This is a genomic window from Fodinibius sp., from assembly GCF_034521915.1.
GTDB lineage: Bacteria > Bacteroidota > Rhodothermia > Balneolales > Balneolaceae > Fodinibius.
Genome location: NZ_JAXHLU010000015.1, coordinates 102,873 through 123,026, shown reverse-complemented (window position 1 = coordinate 123,026; position 20,154 = coordinate 102,873). Strand labels below are relative to the sequence as shown.

At 44.2% G+C, this 20,154-nt stretch carries 14 protein-coding genes; 9 read left to right on the top strand and 5 right to left on the bottom strand.

Going from position 1 to position 20,154, the window contains the following annotated elements:
* Positions 1-92: 92 nt before the first annotated feature.
* Positions 93-1,967 carry a long-chain fatty acid--CoA ligase gene (locus U5J89_RS10730; protein WP_322575627.1) on the bottom strand — a complete coding sequence of 625 codons (1,875 nt, stop codon included), beginning with the start codon at positions 1,965-1,967 and terminating at the stop codon, positions 93-95.
* Positions 1,968-2,154: 187 nt separating this feature from the next.
* Between U5J89_RS10730 and U5J89_RS10725 the strand changes: the two genes are divergently transcribed.
* The 7 genes from U5J89_RS10725 (at position 2,155) to U5J89_RS10695 (ending at position 7,770) form a co-directional block, all read left to right on the top strand.
* Complete coding sequence (locus tag U5J89_RS10725) at positions 2,155-2,664, top strand: transcriptional repressor (protein WP_322575626.1); 510 nt, start codon at positions 2,155-2,157, stop codon at positions 2,662-2,664.
* Between the two features lie 23 nt (positions 2,665-2,687).
* Positions 2,688-3,176 carry an N-acetyltransferase family protein gene (locus U5J89_RS10720; RefSeq protein WP_322575625.1) on the top strand — a complete coding sequence of 163 codons (489 nt, stop codon included), beginning with the start codon at positions 2,688-2,690 and terminating at the stop codon, positions 3,174-3,176.
* A gap of 167 nt (positions 3,177-3,343) precedes the next feature.
* On the top strand, positions 3,344-3,607 hold the full coding sequence (locus U5J89_RS10715; RefSeq protein ID WP_322575624.1) for an RNA-binding protein: 264 nt from the start codon (positions 3,344-3,346) through the stop codon (positions 3,605-3,607).
* 143 nt (positions 3,608-3,750) lie between these two features.
* Positions 3,751-4,116: a metalloregulator ArsR/SmtB family transcription factor gene (locus tag U5J89_RS10710; RefSeq protein WP_322575623.1), complete on the top strand. Its 366-nt coding sequence runs from the start codon at positions 3,751-3,753 to the stop codon at positions 4,114-4,116.
* Positions 4,109-6,205, top strand: coding sequence for a cation-translocating P-type ATPase (locus U5J89_RS10705; RefSeq protein ID WP_322575622.1), 2,097 nt, complete (start codon positions 4,109-4,111; stop codon positions 6,203-6,205). Before U5J89_RS10710 ends, U5J89_RS10705 begins: the two co-directional genes overlap by 8 nt.
* Before the next feature lie 6 nt (positions 6,206-6,211).
* Entirely contained in the window at positions 6,212-6,811 is a 600-nt protein-coding gene (locus U5J89_RS10700) for a class I SAM-dependent methyltransferase (protein ID WP_322575621.1), read from the top strand.
* An 86-nt stretch (positions 6,812-6,897) separates the two neighbouring features.
* A complete protein-coding gene (locus U5J89_RS10695; RefSeq protein ID WP_322575620.1) occupies positions 6,898-7,770 on the top strand; it encodes a hypothetical protein in 873 nt (290 codons plus the stop codon).
* Positions 7,771-7,831: 61 nt separating this feature from the next.
* On the opposite strand, the gene dnaJ is transcribed toward U5J89_RS10695, so the two are convergent.
* The 3 genes from dnaJ to U5J89_RS10680 form a co-directional block, all read right to left on the bottom strand.
* Positions 7,832-8,986, bottom strand: coding sequence for a molecular chaperone DnaJ (gene dnaJ / locus U5J89_RS10690; RefSeq protein WP_322575619.1), 1,155 nt, complete (start codon positions 8,984-8,986; stop codon positions 7,832-7,834).
* Positions 8,987-9,014: 28 nt separating this feature from the next.
* Positions 9,015-9,617 carry a nucleotide exchange factor GrpE gene (locus U5J89_RS10685; protein WP_322575618.1) on the bottom strand — a complete coding sequence of 201 codons (603 nt, stop codon included), beginning with the start codon at positions 9,615-9,617 and terminating at the stop codon, positions 9,015-9,017.
* A gap of 181 nt (positions 9,618-9,798) precedes the next feature.
* On the bottom strand, positions 9,799-10,191 hold the full coding sequence (locus tag U5J89_RS10680) for a VOC family protein (protein WP_322575617.1): 393 nt from the start codon (positions 10,189-10,191) through the stop codon (positions 9,799-9,801).
* 213 nt (positions 10,192-10,404) lie between these two features.
* Between U5J89_RS10680 and rsmI the strand changes: the two genes are divergently transcribed.
* Together rsmI and lnt are read left to right on the top strand one after the other, a co-directional pair.
* Positions 10,405-11,088, top strand: coding sequence for a 16S rRNA (cytidine(1402)-2'-O)-methyltransferase (gene rsmI / locus U5J89_RS10675; protein WP_322575616.1), 684 nt, complete (start codon positions 10,405-10,407; stop codon positions 11,086-11,088).
* Positions 11,085-12,653: an apolipoprotein N-acyltransferase gene (gene lnt, locus U5J89_RS10670; protein WP_322575615.1), complete on the top strand. Its 1,569-nt coding sequence runs from the start codon at positions 11,085-11,087 to the stop codon at positions 12,651-12,653. The genes rsmI and lnt overlap by 4 nt, the downstream gene beginning before the upstream one ends.
* Positions 12,654-12,722: 69 nt before the next feature.
* Here lnt and sprA read toward each other — a convergent pair whose 3' ends face one another.
* The gene (gene sprA, locus U5J89_RS10665; protein ID WP_322575614.1) at positions 12,723-19,862 is read right to left on the bottom strand and encodes a cell surface protein SprA; all 7,140 of its coding nucleotides are present in this window, start codon (positions 19,860-19,862) and stop codon (positions 12,723-12,725) included.
* Positions 19,863-20,154 lie beyond the last annotated feature (292 nt).

Genomic DNA, 20,154 nt, shown 5'->3' with positions numbered 1-20,154 from the left:
TGACTAGCGTTGTTGCGGATGTTAGCTACATTACATTCCCCGCATGGGCGGAACAAGGCGCGATGACAGTAGGGGTTTTGCTAAGGCTTTTATTAATCAGAAAAAATATCATCAATAAGATGACCGTATTTATCCTCAACAATTCGGCGCTTTATCTTTAGAGTAGGAGTTAACTCACCAGACTCAACTGTAAACTCGTTGGGTACAATGCGGAAGTCCCGCAATTTTTCGTGTGATGCCAAATCTTTGGAGTGACTCCGTAATTCTTTGTTATAAATTTTCTGTATCTCACCTTTTTGGATCAGATCTTCGATAGAATCATATTCAATTCCCTCCTCCTTGGCATGAGCTTCAAGCACTTCAAAATCCGGTACTATTAAGGCCGCCATATAGGGCTGACGTTCACCCACAACCACCAGTTGATCAATCCACTTACTGGTTTTAAACAGATCCTCAATCGGTCCTGGATAAATATTTTTACCACCCGCATTTACGATCATATGCTTAATTCGATCAGTAATCTGCAGTTTTCCATCCACAAATTTTCCCACATCCCCAGTATGCAAATAACCGTCATCATCGATCATTTCGCGGGTCGCCTCCTCATTCTTCCAGTAACCCTCCATCACATTGGGACCCTTACACAAAATTTCGCCCTGCTCAGAATCATGATCCGTCGGATAATCCTCCCCGCTGATCTCAGCAACAATTTTACTATCCTCCAACCGCTGAATAGCTACTGTAACTCCGGGCAACACTTTGCCAACCGTACCCATCTGCTCATCACCGTAGGTATTGCAACACATAACAGGCGATGTCTCAGTTAGCCCATAGCCCTCAATGATATGGAGTCCGGCTCCCATAAAGAAATGACCTATTTCTGCTGGTAGTGCAGCTCCACCCGAAACAAAAAAGCGAATACGTCCACCAGTACGTTCTTTCAGCTTATTAAATACCAGCTTATCGGCCAGCTTTTTCTGCATCGATACCAATCCGCGCTGTCCATCGGCATATTTTCGACCCACTTTCTGCGCCCAGTTAAAAATTTTCTGCTTAATGGCACTGCCCTCTTCTACACTCTTAGAAACAAGATTAAAGATCTTCTCAAAGAGCCGCGGCACACTTATAATAATCGTGGGATTAGCCTCTGTCATATTTTTTGCCACCGTATCCACACTTTCGGCGTAGTAGATCTCCGCTCCGCCCGCCATCATTGCATAGTATCCGGCCGTCCGTTCAAACGAATGGCAAAGCGGCAAAAATGATAAACAGCGATCCGTTTCCATAATATCGATACGCTGATGAGCTGCCTTTATATTGCTCACAATATTGCGGTGTGTAAGCATTGCACCCTTCGGTTTTCCGGTTGTACCTGAGGTATAAATAAGCGTTGCCAAGTCCTCCGGCTCAATAGCCTTACTTCGTCGATCAATTTCGTCTTCCACCTTTGGCAACTGTTTCACTCCCTCAGCCATAGCATCATCAAAAAGAGAAATGTAAGCATCGTCCAGGTAACTGGAAATATTGGGCTCGTCAAAAGCAATAACACGATTTAAATCCTCACAGTTATCAAATACTTCGCGCGCTTTCTTAAGCTGAATCCCCGTAGACACAAAGAACATTTCTGCCTCAGAATTCTTTAAGATATACTCACACTGCTTGGGCGGCAGCGAGGTGTACAGGGATACATTTATTGCCCCAATCAATTGCAAAGCCAAATCAACAACGGCCCACTCATAACGGTTTTCACTGAGGATAGCTACTCGATCTCCGGCCTCGATACCGTGCTTTACCATATAGGCCGCCAGCGAATGAGCGTCTTCATAGACCTGATCCCAGGTTATGGTTTCGTAAGGTTCATCCGTCTTGGGTTTACGGGCAAATGCTGTTTTATCGGTCCCTTTATATTTTTTAGATAAGTTTAGAAACAGTTCCGTTAACGTTTCAAAAGCTACAACTGTGGGCATAAATCAAAAGTTAGTTACTGTTTAGAACCACTGATCTTAATCTATTTGTACAGCTCGAATATAACATTCTGAATCGAAAATTCAGCACCCCTCCAATATTTACAGTCTTAATGGTTACAAGAGTAGTGAATGAATTTTTTTAAGAAGCCCAAATCCTTATATTAAAAGAAAAATTGATCCTCTTTTTATGGCTCACCCCGCAAGTGAAGAAACAATCGATTTAGTAAAGGAGATTTTTAGCTCTTATCTCAAAGAGCATAATCAACGGCAAACGCCCGAGCGGTTTATGGTTTTGGAAGAGATTTACAGTGCCGACGGTCACTTTGATGCCGATGATATCTTCTTCAATATGAAAGAAGGCGGTACCCGCGTCTCCCGTGCAACGGTTTATAATACGCTTGATCTTTTGGTGGAATGCGGACTGGTTCAACGGCAGCAGTTCGGTGAAAATCAATATTATTATGAGCGTGCTTATGCTTACCAGCAACACGATCACATCATCTGTAAAAAATGTGGTACAGTCTTAGAATTTTGCGATCCCCGAATTCAGGAGATCAAAACGATGATGGAGAAAATCCACAAATTTAACATTACAGGGCATTCCCTCCACTTTTTTGGAACTTGTCAGGATACCGAAGCCTGCGAAAAACGACAGGAGGAACAAGTAGGTAAAAAGAAATCAAAAGTTAACTCTTAGTTACGTCCCGACCTTCTTCATTAATGATTACACGGGCCGAGCCTGAACATCTTAAAGCCATAAATGACATCTACAATCAGGCTGTAGCAGATGGATTGCGAACGGCACATACTCAGCCGGTTTCTCTAAAACAGCGAAGACAATGGCTTAGTAATCATCCCAGCAATACCCACCCTGTTTTTGTTTATCTGGATGATGATACCGTGCTTGGCTGGCTTTCGGTCTCCCCTTACCGCTCTGACCGACAAGCATTGAATGAGGTCATTGAAATAAGCTACTACGTAGATTACGACCATCACGACCAAGGTATAGCTACTGAGCTGGTACAATATGGTCTTCAATTTTGCAGAGACACAAACTACCGAATTGCCGTTGCCATTTTAGTAAGTGGAAATAAACCCAGTATTGCGCTCCTCAAAAAGTTTGATTTCACTGAAGCTGGACGTATCCCGGATGCCCTCCATTTCGATGGTGAGTATCGAGATCATCTTTATATGTACAAAAAGCTGTAAGTGTTGATCTCCTTCACTTAAAGAACCACAGACTAGAATCCATGGAAATGAATCTGGCTGTCAGATCAAAAAATTAATTTCTTTTCTATTTGAAAACGTCGTAATATTATATTTGTGGGAGCTATTACGAGTCCTGCATTAACCTATAATAAATTGGTATTAGACGAATGAATATTTACGTAGGAAACCTTTCCTTTAAGGTTTCAGATCAAGATTTAATGGAAGTATTTGAAGAATTTGGTGATGTAACTTCTGCCAAGGTAATCAAGGACCGCGAAACCGGTCGCTCAAAAGGATTTGGTTTCGTAGAGATGGAAAATAATGACGAAGCCCAAGCTGCTATCGATGAGCTCGATGGCGCCGAAATCAATGGCCGTACTGTAAAAGTGAACAAAGCACGTCCCAAAGAACAAGCCGGCAATCGGCGATAAGTTTTACTTTTTTATTTATTAAAAGCCTCGGAAATAATTCCGGGGCTTTTTTTCTTAGTAGGCATTTCAATACCCAGAATAAGTTTCAATTAACATCCGTTATCTGTATTTTATATCACTATATAATAATATATTAATAGTTTATGGATACGGATAAATTATTGCTCGATGAACAAGCCATTCAAATAAAGGCGAAATTGTTTCGCGGTTTTGCTGATCCCTCCAGATTAATGCTCATTGAGGTGCTTCGCAATGGTAAGAGAAGCGTCGGAGAATTAGTAGAAATTACCGGGCTCTCTCAACCAAATGTCTCAAATCACTTGCGCTGTCTGGCTGACTGTAATCTTGTAAAAAAAGAGCGAGACGGGCGTTATATCTACTATAGCCTAAGTGATCCCCGCATAACAATGATCCTGCAAAAATCTGAACAGCTTCTCTCAGAAGTTGCCAAAGGGGTGTATAATTGCACGCGATATGACTCAACTAACGACTTAGAAAATAATGAGTAAAAAAGAGATTCAACTCACGGTCAAAGGTATGGACTGCACGGGCTGTGCCAACAACGTAAAAAGTGCACTTGAACAGCTTGAGGAAGTAGAATCAGTGGAAGTCTTTCTTTCAGCCGAGAAAGCCAAAATTCAAACAAAAAATAATCAGCCTGACATCCAGTCCTTTAAAAAAGTTGTCGAGGACATTGGCTATCATATTCCCGATAAAACTTCTGATAAATCTCAGAAGGAAAACGAATCACTAAAAGAAAAAGCCCAGAAATCTTTCAGACTATTCGGACTCGTTTTCGGGGCGATTTTACTGGTCGTTATTGCCGGAGAATGGCTGGGACTTTTTCAAGCGTTAACAGAGTGGGTTCCATTCTGGGCAGGTGCTACTTTGGTACTTTTAATGGGTTATCCTGTATTCAAGCAGGTTATTGTGGCCGCTAAAAAGGGACTCGTTACCCCACACGCGCTTATGGCTCTGGGTTCACTGACCGCTTTGGCTGCCGGAGAATGGGTAACGGCCGGCATTGTCGTATTTTTTATGCGCACCGGCGATTATATCGAAAATTATACTACCGAAAAAGCCCGCGATTCACTTCGCTCATTAACAAAGCTTGCACCGCAAACAGCCACCGTATTGCGGGACGGTACCGAAAAGGAAATCCCCATTGATCAGGTTAAAAAGGGAGATCATATTTTAGTGCGCCCGGGCGGAAAAATACCTGTAGATGGAACGGTAATTGACGGACAAGCCACCATAGACGAATCACCCATAACCGGTGAATCCATGCCGATTGAAAAAACGGAAGGGTCCAGTGTTTTTGCATCTACCATAGCACAGGGCGGGTTTCTAACTCTACGTGCAGAAGCAATCGGAAGTGATTCCACGTTTGGCAAAATTATTAACATGGTGGAAGAAGCCGAATCCCAAAAAGGTGCTGTACAGCGTTACGCCGATAAATTCTCGGCCTGGTATCTGCCGGTAGTATCTCTCATTGCAGTGTTAACCTATCTCATCAGCGGGGACCTGATGGCAACCGTTGCCGTTATGGTGGTAGCCTGTGCCTGCGCATTTGCTCTTGCAACCCCCGTTGCCCTGCTGGCTTCGGTGGGATCCAATGCAAAACGTGGGGTACTTATCAAAGGTGGAAAATATATTGAAGCCCTTGCCCGCGCCGATGTTTTACTGATCGATAAAACCGGGACGCTCACTTTTGGCCGACCCGAAATTTCAAAAATTATTCCTCTCAACGGTATTACCGAGGGAGAACTGCTCATTATGGCGGCCAGTGCCGAGCAATACTCAGATCATCCCCTCGGCAAAGCTGTTGTTGAAGCGGCCCGAAAACGTCATCTGAATTTACAAAAACCCGATAACTTTGAAGAAATTACCGCCAATGGTGTTCGTGCTTCGTTTGAAGATTATACCGTTACCGTTGGTAATGAGCGCTTGCTTGAAAACGGTAAGCAAGATATCCGATCAACCATCACCAGCATTAAAGAAGAAGGTAAAACCGCTATCATCGTGCAAAAAGATGGGCGGCCGATTGGAGTGCTTGCTGCCCAAGACGCTGAACGCTCCGAAGCAGGCATTGCTCTTAAAAATCTACGTGAACAACATTCGTTTGGTGCTATTGAGCTTTTGACGGGAGATAATACCGAAACGGCCCGCCATTTAGCAAATAAATTAAATATCGATTTCAGAGCTGAACTCTTGCCTGAAGACAAAATTAATATCGTAAAACAATATCAGTCAAATGGTCAAACCGTGGTGATGATCGGGGATGGCGTCAATGATGCTCCTGCCCTTGCGCAGGCCGATGTAGGCATCGCTATGGGAACAACCGGCACTGATGTAGCCATCGAGACGGCAGATATCACCCTTATGCGCGATGACTGGAACCTGGTGCCCGAACTTTTTATGTCCGCCAACAAAACGATGGGTATTATCAAGTGGAATTTCGGATTTACGACCGTTTATAATTTAGTGGGACTTTCCCTCGCGGCATTCGGCATCCTTCCTCCCGTTTTAGCCGCAGCGGCTCAGTCACTGCCCGATGTCGGGATATTGCTTAATTCATCACGACTATTAACAAAATAAGTTGCTTTGGCTGACTCTACCATCACCCACTATAATCGTAAAGCAGCAAATTATGAACAAAAGTGGCATAAGTATCTCGAGCACACACACCAAAGTCTAATCAAACATATCGTAATAGAATCATCAGATGTTATTTTGGATATCAGTGGTGGTACGGGATTACTTGCCAAAAACCTAGTCGACCAAAATTATTCTTTCACATATTTTGTGATTAATGATCCCTCCGAGGAAATGCTTTCTATTGCCCGCCAACGGTTTTCCGACAAGCCCATAATCAGCTTTAAGAATCAGAAGGTTCAGGATCTCTCCTATCCGCAGAATTATTTTACTAAAATTATCTGCCTGAACTCTTTTCACTTTTATGAAAAACAGGATCAGGTTTTGAATCGGTTTTATAAACTCCTTAAACCGGGCGGAAAACTCTACATCCTGGATTGGAATCGAGAAGGATTCTTCAGAATACTAAACACGTTGATACGCTGGTCCAGCCCTGAATATATAAACACGCGTTCGCTTGGTAAATTACGGCAGATGTTGTCCAATAATAATTTTGATATTCAAAAGTCCAACAATTGGATTAGCGATACTGGAAATTTATGTCTATAGAAGGAACCAATTAGCAATCAACTTGGTGCTGATAATATCGTACCCTATCTTTAGCGCAAATTTAAACGACAATAATTCAAACTACGATGAAAAACTGCGCCTTTCTTTCGATGGATAACCTCGATGATTTTGAAGTATATGATCATCTGCTCTTTGAGCCACTCAAAGAGTTGGGGTGGCATGCCGAGGAGGTTTCCTGGCGTAGCAATAATGTGGATTGGAATACCTATGATGCTGTCATTATCCGCAGTCCGTGGGACTATCAAAAAGACCCTCAGGCTTTTTTGGATGTATTGACCGAGATCGAACAATCGGATGCAGTGCTCGAAAACAGTCTTGAAATCGTTAAATGGAATATTGATAAAACCTACCTCCGTGATCTTGAATCCAGCGGCATTGAGATTGTCCCAAGCCAGTGGTATCAGTCCTTTCATTCAGATCTGTTCCCTTCTGTTTTTTCTGATTTAAAATCAGAAGAGATCGTGATTAAACCGACCATCAGTGCCGGTGCTGATGATACATTTCGTATTCATAAATCGAACTATGACATCTTTGTTGACGATCTGAAAACCATTTTCAACAATCGACCCTTTTTAGTGCAGCCATTTATGGATTATATCACTAAGGAGGGCGAATTTTCAGTCTTCTTTTTTGGAGATACCTACAGCCACACCATTCTAAAAACGCCCAAAACCAACGACTTTCGCGTACAGGAAGAACACGGTGGCAGGTTAACGTTGGTTGAACCGGAAAAAGAGCTAATAGATGTTGCACGTACCATGCGTGATATGATCCAGCCCGAACCACTCTATACACGCGCCGATTACGTCCGCACAACAGAAAATACCTTTGCTCTGATGGAGCTAGAACTCATCGAGCCATCGCTCTACTTCAACATGGATCCGGAATCACCAATACGATTTGCAAAAGCTTTTGATGAATGGATGAGCGAAAAGTGAAATATTGCTTTGCGTAGAAAATATATATTAAAACCCTACGAAATACACAATAAGCTATATCCTACGTAAACACATCTTTTATTTTAGAGAAGAATCCCTTGCCGTCATCTTCTTTGTTTGATGCTTTAAAATGATCCTTGCCTCTAAGCGCTTTTATGTGCTCGCGCTCTTCATCGGAGAGATTTTTCGGGATATAAACATTCACTCTCACATATTGATCGCCAATTCCCGAGCGATTAAGCCCGTGAATGCCTTTTTCGCTCATTCGCAACAGTTTGCCCGGCTGAATACCTGGCTCAATGTTGATTTTTGCCTTGCCTTTAAGTGTCGGCACTTCAACTTCGGTACCCAGAACAGCATCGGGCACACTCAGCACCAGATCGTAATAAATATCGTTTCCGTCCCGCTCAAAATGTTCGTGCTCTTTCTCTTCGATCAATACAACCAGCGATCCCGCTTCTCCGCCGCGTTTACCGGCATTCCCTTTTCCGCGCAGCGTTATGTAGTTGCCTTCGGATACGCCTGACGGAACATTTACCTTAACGGTTTTTTCGCCTTGATAGCGACCTTCGCCATTACATTTTGAACATTTGTTACGGATAATGCGTCCCTCGCCACGGCATTCGGGGCACGGCTGTACATTTACCATCTGACCGAGCATCGTTTTGCGAACCTGTCGCACCTCACCGGTACCATTGCAGGTACCGCACATCTCGAAATCTTCTTCTGATTCTGCCCCGGTACCGTTACACTCGTCACATTTGATCTGCTTTTTGACCTTTAGCTTCTTCTCAGTGCCAAAAGCAATTTCTTCAAGCGACAGCTGTATGCGCAACTTCATATCCGACCCGGGCTGCCCCGAAGAACGACGTCCACGCGAACGACTTCGTCCGCCACCGAAATCACCGCCAAAAATATCGCTGAAGCGGCTAAAAATATCCTCAAAGCCGATATCTTCAAATCCGGCGGCCCCGCCTCCAAATCCACCGCCGTTTACACCGCGATGGCCAAATTGATCGTACTGCTTACGTTTTTGTTCATCCCCTAACACTTCATAAGCTTCCGAAGCTTCCTTAAATTTTCGTTCCGATTCCGGATCATCAGAATTACGATCCGGGTGAAACTTCATCGCTTTCTTGCGGTAGGCTTTTTTAATTTCATCTTCAGATGCATCTTTGCTTACACCGAGTACGTCGTAATAGTCTAACTTAGACATGTATTGAACTAACTAACCTTTAAAAATTTTATTCGCTTACAATTACTTTTGCGTGACGGATGGTACGATCGCCCATGCGATAGCCACTTTCTACAACATTGAGAACAACATCACTGCCAATGCTATCATCTTCGGGCTTTCGCCTCATCATGGCATCGTGCAGATCTACATTAAACGGAACACCTTCCTCATCGATGCGTTCCACACCGTATTTGTTGAGCACTTCATTAAATTTGCTGGCTACAAGATTTACCCCATCCATCAGGGTATCATTAACCTCAAGCTCTTCAGCTGCCTTTAGCGTGCGCTGCAGATCATCGTTAATCTCCAAAAAATCATCCAGCGCATTGGCCTTGGCTGTTTCATACACTTGCGAACGCTCTCGCTGTACCCGCTTGCGATAATTCTCCAGCTCAGCAGCTTTACGCAAGTGATTGTCTTTCGCTTCGGCAAGTTCCTCTTCCAATTCCTGTACTTTCCGATCTCGTGCTACAAGCAATTCACGCAACTCGTCTGCTTCAAAATCTTCATACTGAGAATATAATTCCTCAGTGTTATCATTTTGTTGCTCAGCCGACTGCTCATTTTCAGCCGATTGTTCTTCAGTTACTCTTTCTTTGGATTCGCTCATGTGAAACTAACTTAACAATTAAATTCTGTTTTGATTCCTTAGGATGCAAGAATGCAAATAACATGCCATCACCCTATACCTCTAAACCTGCTGACAAAGTTACGTAAGTTCTATTTCCAATAGAAGCAAAGATTCAGAGTGTCAGCTTTTTGTATTAGTATCTAACGCACCAACACAATATTTATTCGTCATCTTCTTCGTAGAAAAACTCCAGCATATTGCCGTCGGGATCGGATATAAATACAAATCGTCCCCGCTTACGATTGGCCGGTCCACTTAATATAGACACTTCCTTTTCACGGAAATAATCTGCCATCTCGTCAACCTCCTCCTCAGAATCCAGGTAAAACCCAAAATGATCTACCCGGTAATCACGAGATTCAGGATCGTAGCTTGTTTCTGCTTCAACCAGCACCAGCGTATCCTCTTCGCCAACCTGATACACCGCCATGCTTTTTCCCATTTTTCTGAGGAGTTCAAATCCTAAAACATCTCCATAAAACTCCTCCGCGCGCTCAATATCGTTCACTCGAATAGTAATGTGATTAATACCTGATGGACTAAAATCTGTCATAATAATATTGTTAATCTATTTATTTGATGAATTCTAATAGAGTTGATAACATAAAATTCCTCAATTATCATTCATTTTCTAACGCAACTAAGTATAGTCTTTTTCCGCCTTAATTTCAGCTTGCTTAATTACCATAGCCAGTCGAAATAGTTAATAAGTTTTTGTTACTTTTGGTGGGATTTAAAACCCGAAAACCTTAAAAACCTACAACTGTTGAGTACTCTCTATATTGTTGCAACGCCCATTGGAAATCTCGAGGACATCTCCGAGAGAGCTATCAAAACACTTAAGTCTGTTTCCTACATCGCCTGTGAAGATACGCGAACCTCGGGCGTACTGCTCAATAAGATGGGGATAGATGCGAATACCTTTGCCTTTCATGCACATAACGAGCATCAGAAAGTAGAGCACCTGCTCAATATATTAGATGCCCGACAAAATGTAGCTATTATTTCTGATGCCGGTATGCCGGGAATTTCTGATCCGGGATTTCTGGCAGTTCGCGCCGCTCATCAGGCCGGACATTCAGTTTCGGTGATTCCCGGTCCGGATGCCGCCACAACAGCCTTGGTTGCAAGCGGATTACCCTGTGATAAATATGTTTTCGAGGGTTTTCTACCGCAAAAAAAGGGGCGTCAAAAACAGCTCAAACAACTGGTGGAAGAAGAGCGCAGCATTGTGCTTTATGAAAGTCCTCACCGCCTGATGAAACTGCTCGAAGAACTTAGAAAATATATGGGCGATCAACGTATGATGGCGGTCTGCCGCGAACTCACTAAAAAATTTGAGGAAATAGTTCGCGGATCCATAAAATCGGTCTACGATACCTTTCAGCTCCGAGATGACATAAAAGGAGAAATTGTCGTTATTATTGCTCCAAAAGATTACAGCGAATGAAAAACTCAATTCGACAATTCTGGGATAATAGCTGGACGTTAAGCATTGCGGCGGGAATCCTGCTGGGGTTAAGCTATCCTCCGGTGCCCCTGCCCTTTCTTATCTTCGTAGCATTTCTGCTCGTCTTTCGTATTATTGATTTATCTGACTCTGCCCGCGAAGCGGCTTACAAAGTCTATCCGGCTTTCCTGATCTGGAATATCATTACCACCTACTGGCTGGTGATGGCAACCGTTGCCGGCGGAGTCGCTGCAATACTGGCCAATGCCGCGGTAATGACTATCCCCGTGATGTTGCAGTATAAAGTACAGCAACAAAGCCTACCGCCTTGGTTTATCGCCCTGTTGCAGACAGCATTTTGGCTAAGCTATGAATATCTGCATCACCTCTGGGATCTGGCCTGGCCGTGGCTTGCTGTGGGCAATGCATGGGCAAACGTACCTCAGTTAGTGCAATATATCTCCGTAACCGGCTACTGGGGTATTTCTTTCTGGGTGATTTTTACCACTGCCCTCGGTTACCAATACCTGCAAAAGCCCAAGTATTCGACAAAATTTGCCCTTATAACAGTACTGCTAATATTCCCCATTTGGTCTATTTCGATTTCCTTATTGGGAAGCGAGACAGAACCCGAACAGACCCATGAAGTAGTGGTCGTCCAACCCAATTTCGACTCCTATGAGCCCAATGGTGGATTCGAGAGTGCACAACAAGCAAATAATCACCTTCTGTCGCTGACAGACTCCGTAATCACTCAAAATACCCGGCTCATCGTCTGGCCCGAGAATGCGGTTCAGAATCAAATTTTGAATATTGATGGGTATCGAAATTTTTCTGACCGGACTAAACAACAGCTTACCAACTATGCCAATAAAAGGGATGCTACACTCATTACCGGCGCTACCTTTTTTGAATTTTATGAGGATGACGTTCCTGCCCTGCCCCGCACCAGTCAGCGCGGTGCCTACTTGGTCTTCAATGCCGCACTCGGATTTTATCCAAACAAACAGATGGAGGTGTATCGTAAACACAATTTAGTACCCATCGTTGAGCGCATACCGTTTGTCCACTTTTTAGATGCAATAGATTTCTTTGGATTAGTGAATTGGAATAAGATTCAAAATTATGGCAAAGGCTATACAGCCGACCAGTTTTCGGTCAATGGTACCGCAACGCCAGCACTAATCTGCTACGATTCGGTATTCCCCAACTGGATTCTCAATTACGTGCGCAATGGGGCCGGCTACCTGACCATCATTACCAACGACGGCTGGTGGGGCAATACCAGCGGACACGAGCAGCATTTCGCCTACGCACGTCTGCGTGCCATTGAATTCGATCGATGGATTGTGCGCAGCGCCAACAACGGCATTTCGGGCATTATCGCGCCGGATGGCTCCATAAAAGTGGAAACTCCCTACTGGAAAACTACTGCTTTTAATTATGAGGTGCCTGTCCTTACATCCCAAACTTTGTATACTCGCTTCGGGGATTGGCTGCCCTATTTGATGATGTTTCTATCTACTCTCGGAATTGGAATCTCATTCCGCAAGCAAACTAAATAAACAAGATTCCTAAAGTTTATAACTTTAGGAATCTTTGTCGGTAAAAAACTTGGCGGATTCTTTAACATTCTAATTCGAGCGAATCGACACCACTATATTAAACCGGATGTCGTGGTCGGTGCGACCATACACACCCGAAGTTTTAGGTACAAGCTTGCTGTAGTTGTACTCAAAGTTGGCCTGTATCATCTGTGAAAACTGGTATCCAATAACGGCCGATCCGTTGATGCGCGCCTGTCCCCCTGTTACTGTACTTGAAAACTCTGCTCGATCGGGATCTTTGATAATCTGATCCGGTCCGGCAGCAAGCGCTTCATCAAGATCGGAATCGAGCTCAAATTTCTTTTCTTCGTCTTCGATGTAGCTTCCGTTCAGGGTAATATCCACAGCGTTATCCAATCGCTTGAAAAATGGAATTTTGAAATTTCGTATGGTATAGGCAAACGTCAGCTTGAATCCCCTGGATAGGCGCTCAATCACCGTTGAGTTCGACAGCGCCAGACTCGTTACTTTGCTCTGTTCATATTGAATATTCGTGCGGAGATTTGATTCCCAGGTTAAATTTAATCCAACAAGAGGACTAAATCGCTTTTCTATATTTATACTTTGGGGCTCGAACTCGGGTCGTCGATTGGTAACGGAATATGCACCCAGCGAAATGTCTGGCAACAAGCTTTGATCAGCATTAAAAATCCATCCCAGACGGTAGGTCCCGCTGTAATTATGTGATATTGATGCCCGGGACATAAAATCACCAAAATAGGGAATAAATTTTTCGAGTCCCGTCCACGTTACGCGCCAACCGGGCAATGGAAAAGGTGTAAAGTTTCGGTCACCAACAGCCCCCTGGCTAAAGGCAAGATACGACTGCCTGAAATCCTCCTGAAGTGCCGTTCGCCCCAATACCGTTCGTCCATCGCTATTACCGGTAGGATCGGTAATATCAGTATTATCGCCAATATCATCAAAAGCAGTACGTAGCTGTTTCTTGAAGAAGGCTTCGTACCCGCTGCCAAAAGCCCAAATACTTGAGGAAATAGATCCATTTTGTGAACGCACCGTGCTTATGTTTTGATTGGGATCGATGGTGATCGACTTGGTATTCGTTTCATTCCATTTCGAATTCCAGGATAAGTCGACAGTTAAATTATCAAAAGGCTGTAACCGCGACCGTACGGTAATATCATCCGTTAAATTTCGATTTGATGGAAGCTGCAGTGAGGAAGTTTCGCTGGGATTATCAATCAGCCGATTGAGCCCAATTTCGTTTGCAAATCCCGTGCGATACGAAAATGGGGGCGAATATTCTCCACTGTCACGTCCGAACATATCATACAGGGGCGAAGTACCCGCATATCCACTTTGTAGCGAACTCTGAGAAATGTTAAAAGAAAAGTCCAATGACCGTATACTCAATATAGCTCCCACTGCTTTTTTCCCAATACTGCCAAGCGTTTTGCCCAGCTGAGCTTCTGAGAATCCTTCAGTCGTATCAGCCGAAGATCTGTTATTCCTCCCTCCATTGTTTTGCAGATTCCGATACCAATCCATTCCATTTAGCAGACTGCGAATATTGAAATCAAGCGTCTGATTCAGCGAAAAGTTATTGGATACGTTTGCCCCCAAATCTGATCCCCGAGGACTGTTTCTCCACTGATATCCGCCGCTGTAATTAGCAGAGTAATTAATCCAGTCTAAGGCACTCACTCTGTTTAATTGAGGCTGCCAACCGGCGGTATACGACTCCTGATAGTTACTACGTCTGGATGACAGCGTATCAAAAACAAGATCGCTTAGCACATCAAAAGAGGGACGTACTGAATATTGAGTGGAATCGGCCATCGGATTACCCGGACCAGCCTCTTCAATTCCTGCTCGTGATAAATCAAACACCGTGCGAGAGCGAAAAGTAGTTTTGATGCTTGGCGTAAGATTATACCCAAAGCCAAATTCGGTGTCGTACGTGAAGCTGTGCGATTGTTGAAGTGAATTTTCAAATTCGGGATCGGTAATCCTGCGAAGCTGTTCGTCGTACTCCCGATCCATACCTACCGAAGCATTGATAGAAGCCGGCGTATACCCCAGCTTTATTCCGGCCAAGGGATGTATTAACGGCACTTCTCCTAAAAATCCGAGTGGACGAAATACCTTTGTTTGGGGAAAGCTGTAATTGTACCGTACCGATCCGCTGTAATTCCAGTTATCCTGTTGCTGGTACTGCGGATTTCTTCGCTCGGTAACGTTGTAGACGTAATTTACCGTTGTTTTATCAAGTGTATATTCGGCCAGGCTTGACTGTGACCTCGACTTCGATAGATTCGACACATTGATGGAATAACTCTCAGTTACCGTTTGACTTTCCCGAACACGCTGATCAATAATTTCTTGTTTTTGCGTCTCAGAAATATCGTCTCGGGCTTGCACTGCATTTTTAAACTCCGAAAGCCGAACATCACCCTGGTTAGGTAAATACCGGGGCGTTGATGATGAGCGACGTGTGGAAAGTGATACCGGAATATTCCAGCCAAAACGATCTGGTATAAACTTGTGCATATTTACGGTTGAGTTCAGATCGTACGCCTGCACATTAGACATACGGCGCTGTCCTAATCGCGAATTGAGAGCACCGAACCCATCGGTTTCTCTATTAAAATTCGCGTTGACCGTAGCAAAATCGGCTAATTTCATCTCTGCTCTGGCATTGGCTGCCCAACCCGACTTATTATCAAAACCCGATACCCGCAACTCATTAAACCAAAACTGTCCATCCAAAGAGGCAATTCCACCCTCATCAGGATTTTGCGGATCAAAGGGATTTTGGATGCCCATACCAATTTCACCAACTCTGTCCAACGAAGGATTACCCTTGACCCCAATAACCACACCGGGCGGGGCATCCTCCAGCAAGTCTCCACGCTCGAAAACCGTATTACTTTCGACCCCCTGTTGATCGCGCAGCTGCTTTAATTCATTAAAGGCCCGCAGTAAAATATTCATGCTATTTTCTTCGTAGAGCCAGACCTCCTCGGCCTCCATCTCACGCTCGGCCTCACTCATCTCGCTCAATTGCTTGGTGCTGTAAGGATAATTCGGATCAGAGGGCGAAACGGGTTGGCGATACTCGTAGTAGTTATTGGTCAGATCTGTACCAAAACGTACAACCAATTCTGCATCACCACGATTATCGTATCCTTCCCCATGTACAAACATTCGCACGTTAGAGTAATTAATCATATTCAATCCCCCGGGATACACTCGCTTCATCATCTTTAGTTCACCGGGTCCCAGATTTTCCACGTTCATGGTGATTGACTGCTCGTTGGCTATGGTCTGCCGCTGACGATCACGATTAACGGCCCTAATCGCACCCTCGGGCTGACGATATGGAATAGGACGCCGCTGGCTGTTTTCTTCAATATTTACGGATGAAATATTGAATTCGCCTTGCGTTGTACCCTGCTGCTGATCCACATTTTCGGCCGGACGCCATTGACTACCCACCAGCTCAAATGTAGCAAAGCGCAGTGTAAATGGCTTTTCATACCCGGATAACCATACCCTGATATACGAAATGTTCTGGAAATTTTCGATGCCCCCCACTTTGCGCACCCAGTCTTCCAGCGGCAGACGCACCTGGTACCATCGATCTTGCTGATTGGCACCGTCAACTTTATCCACAATAAAAGTGCCCTCAGATCCCGGTTCAAGCTCAGAAAAGTCGGCGGGATTCCAATCAATTTCATACTGAAAATAAGCGTTGTTCTGCTCAACAATAGATGGAGTAATTAATCCCTCGGTATCGGGCTTGTTCGTTACGGCTCGCTTTTCCCCCTCGTTTGGTGGTGTATTCCCATCGTGATAGCCGTACATCCGCGAAAATCGTTCCTGAAAATCCCCATTCCCAGCCTCGCTCTCTCCATAATACACGTAATCATCATTAGAGGGATCATCTACAATTTGCTCATACTCATCACTTGCAATCCCATACTCCGAAGCCATGGATTCTATAAATCCTGAAAACAGATTCTGCTCATTTTTGTTGTCAATTCCGTCTTCGTTCGGGGCCCCATCCAATCCTACATCAGACAACTCACGCGTATCATTCGAAAACTGCCCTTCCGGAGCCGGCAACGGTGTGGGAATATACGATCGCGACTGTCCACTAATATTATCTTCCTGTAAATCCTGGGGACGGCGAACCAAGCCATCCTCGGTATTCGTTTTAAAATTGGGAATCACATCTTCTGAAACGACCCCAATATCAATATAAATTTTGCCCTCATAATCCTGTAGATCTTGGGCAGATGGACTTCTTCCATTGGGCAATACTGACTGAACCCAAAATTCCAGGAATTCAATATTATTTTGTGTTAAGTCTTCCTGTCCCGAAGGTAGTGTGGTCGTCATCCCACTCCAGGTGCGCTCCGGTTCATCCTCCAGCAGCGTTCTCAAATTCTCGTTATAGTTATAGGGCCCTCGTTTGGTGGGATCGAAATAGATATCCAGCGTATTGATAAAGTTTTCTTCAGTAAGTACATCCCGGTTTGGAAAAACATCCGTCACCCTAACCTGCTCGGTTTCGGGCGTAAAATTAACTCCTCCTAAAATTTGATCAATATTTTGTGGGATGCTGTACCATGCAAAAGTTCCACGAAGATCAGAACGAGCAATTTTATCAGCAATATTTGTCGATGGATTCTCAGGCGGATTTTCCTCAAAAAACATTTCATCCGGTCCGTATCCCGGCACTGCTGCCGGTGCTGCCGCAAGATTCCAGCGGCCGGGATTCATAAAACTCAACCCAATATCTGAGCCTTCAAAATCATCAATGAACGACAGTCCATTCTCTTCATCTTCAAAAAGGCGATCATTTTCAATGGCATCATTCACTGCGCTTGTCTGGGATACGCCCGGACTCAGATGAGCGAACTCTCCACTCAATGTAAAGCTTGAATTCTCTTTTGTCTGTAACAGGGGTATTTGATCAATCATTCTCGTAAGCCACGGCGTATCAAAATGAGCGTTAGCATCAACGCCAATAACCGAGTTATTTACCGGTTCATCACCAATACGAATCTTATCCTGCAAGGGACGCTCTTTAAGTTTAAAATAGGTGCTTCCCAACGAAATATTGTCCGTAAACTGATATTCTGCCCTCAAGCCGGTAAAGCTCTTTTTTCCAATCTGAGTAAGCTGATTATTTTCGTATTCGATTTTAATTTCCTGTCCACGGCGCAGGTATTGTTCATTTAAAATGGTAATACTGCCAATCGAATAGTCTACGGCATAATCGGTTCCTTCCTGTAGCTCGCGGCCGTTAGCAAATACTTTTACCGATCCTTCAACCAACGAATATCCCAGCGAATAACTTGAAGAAATACTCCCCTTTGAGCTTCCCTGAATGCGATAAAAGCTATTTTTTGAGCTTTGGTTCGCATTAACCTTTTTCTCGTTATAAAGTTCATCAAAAGTTAGATCACTGATACGGTCAGGAGGAGTCCCGGTCTCTGTAAGCAACTGCTCAATGCGCGATCCAAAAGGCTCCAAATAAGGAAAAACAAGCGTGCCGGTAGAAGGCTCCAATACCATGGTGCTGAAGTCGATTTTATTATCCGGATTCAATGCTCCCTGCTGGTCAACCCGGTCGAGCCCTAAATCCTGCAATAAAATTTGATCGCGTTGTGGTAAGGAACTGCTAGGTACATTTTGTTCGGTATATTTGATATCTAGTTCTAATCCATCCTGCGTTAAATTACTTGCTCCCAAGGAATACACATTTTTCATCATCAGATCCCACAGAACATTCGAGGTAGTCACCGTTTGTGGACGCAATAACTTTAAATACATGCGATCATTTCCACCTTGACTCACATCCCCAACGCTTATCGTTTCGCCAGTCTGCGGATCACGATACTTAAAAGAAACAGCCAGCGCCTGTCGCGAACCCAAATTACGTTTGATGGATATATAGCCCAGATTTCGATCCAGGCTATAATCAGCTCCCTCCTGTAGTGGAACAAAATATCCTTCTACAAATGATGTAGCCTCAACCCCAAAACTTTCGGCTGATACTCCCTGTGCCGGATCGCGATATTGAGCCAGCGTATCCTCATTAAATATATCCTGATCTTCATCCGGTGGCATAAATGTACTGTCAGGATTTTGAACCACACCCAAATCTCCCAACGCAATTGCCTGGCGTTCTCCCTCTTGTGATTGTGAAGACTCGCGAAGCACCCACACATTAACCTCAGTTAGCTGTAAAGCCTGTCCCTGCTGCTGCGGATTGGAAACATTATCTTCGTACTCCTGACGGGTAAAGAAATCCAGGAAAAAGTGTTTGTCGGATTCATAATCGCCCGGACGAATAGAAATTTCCTGTTCTTGAGCACCGCCTGTAATCGTTTCCGTTTTACTATCACCCTCCTGTTGCGAGAGTACTGATGTTAATTTCAGCGACCCAATTTGAGCTACAGATTTTACCCCAAAAAGAGCGCTACCGCCCCGTATCAGTGAATTACCTGTTTGCATCGACACATTCCCCAATTCCAGCCGCTGCAAAATCTCATCCTCATATCCATCGTAAACAATGCTCAAGCGGTTCATAAAGTCAAAATCGCGCTCAGTATCCCAGTCGGTTTGGATCGACAACTTATCTCCAATCGTACCCTGAATATTCAGCTTCAAACTTTGTTCAAAAGTGGGATCAACCTGCCGGCGTTGATCTTCCGGAATCTCGGGATTTTCGGTCTTTTGGATAGAAGCCCCCACATTCATATTGGCCGTACCATTAATACTTAGGTTAACTTCCGGCTTGCCAAAAATAGTCGTAAAGGTAGATTCCTCTCCCCCCGGTATATCAAGGTTAAAATCGAGCAGACCCTCTTTGCGCCGATCCTCTGTTTGTTGCTCTTGAATTAGCTGCTGCCAGTTATTTTTCAGATGGCGCTGCTTCGATTCTTCCGCATAATGATCAAAGCTCATCCGAACACTGGAAGCAACCGGCATCTCAAATAGCAGGCGCTGACTATTATATGATCCCAGGGAATCGCGCTGCACATAAGTCTGCTCCTGGGGCAGCTGTATGTAAAAAAGCATGGGAGGCATATCCGGAAAAGGTTGCGAAATGGAAGGCAGTTTATGCAGCCGGGGCAATGTATCTGGTTGGGCAGGCGTTAAACGAAGTGAGTCCTGCCTAACTTGAGCCATACCCTGCTCGGGGCCTGCTACCATAGCTGCCAAGCAAAAAAGTAGAACAAAGGTCGAAAAATTAAATGCTTTGAGCTGCACGAAACCGTTGTAGAATATATTTACATATTATTTCAATCAGCAAATCTATGGTAGCGGTCTTCTATATATACGGCTCCTTGTTTTTATTGAAATGATTGTCCCCATGCACTCAGCAGAATTATAATGGATTCCTGCTTTCCATAAAAGTACAAACTCTGAATTTGTAGTCATAATAAATATCCATTTTGTAAAGAACCCATATAGACCTAAT

Excerpts from the sequence above, each read along its gene's own strand:
- U5J89_RS10730 (WP_322575627.1), bottom strand. The coding sequence starts at position 1,967 with ATGCCCACAGTTGTAGCTTTTGAAACGTTAACGGAACTGTTTCTAAAC.
- U5J89_RS10720 (WP_322575625.1), top strand. The coding sequence starts at position 2,688 with ATGATTACACGGGCCGAGCCTGAACATCTTAAAGCCATAAATGACATC.
- U5J89_RS10680 (WP_322575617.1), bottom strand. The coding sequence starts at position 10,191 with ATGACAGATTTTAGTCCATCAGGTATTAATCACATTACTATTCGAGTG.
- U5J89_RS10695 (WP_322575620.1), top strand. The coding sequence starts at position 6,898 with ATGAAAAACTGCGCCTTTCTTTCGATGGATAACCTCGATGATTTTGAA.
- U5J89_RS10685 (WP_322575618.1), bottom strand. The coding sequence starts at position 9,617 with ATGAGCGAATCCAAAGAAAGAGTAACTGAAGAACAATCGGCTGAAAAT.
- lnt (WP_322575615.1), top strand. The coding sequence starts at position 11,085 with ATGAAAAACTCAATTCGACAATTCTGGGATAATAGCTGGACGTTAAGC.
- sprA (WP_322575614.1), bottom strand. The coding sequence starts at position 19,862 with ATGGCTCAAGTTAGGCAGGACTCACTTCGTTTAACGCCTGCCCAACCA.
- U5J89_RS10725 (WP_322575626.1), top strand. The coding sequence starts at position 2,155 with ATGGCTCACCCCGCAAGTGAAGAAACAATCGATTTAGTAAAGGAGATT.
- U5J89_RS10715 (WP_322575624.1), top strand. The coding sequence starts at position 3,344 with ATGAATATTTACGTAGGAAACCTTTCCTTTAAGGTTTCAGATCAAGAT.
- U5J89_RS10710 (WP_322575623.1), top strand. The coding sequence starts at position 3,751 with ATGGATACGGATAAATTATTGCTCGATGAACAAGCCATTCAAATAAAG.
- U5J89_RS10705 (WP_322575622.1), top strand. The coding sequence starts at position 4,109 with ATGAGTAAAAAAGAGATTCAACTCACGGTCAAAGGTATGGACTGCACG.
- dnaJ (WP_322575619.1), bottom strand. The coding sequence starts at position 8,986 with ATGTCTAAGTTAGACTATTACGACGTACTCGGTGTAAGCAAAGATGCA.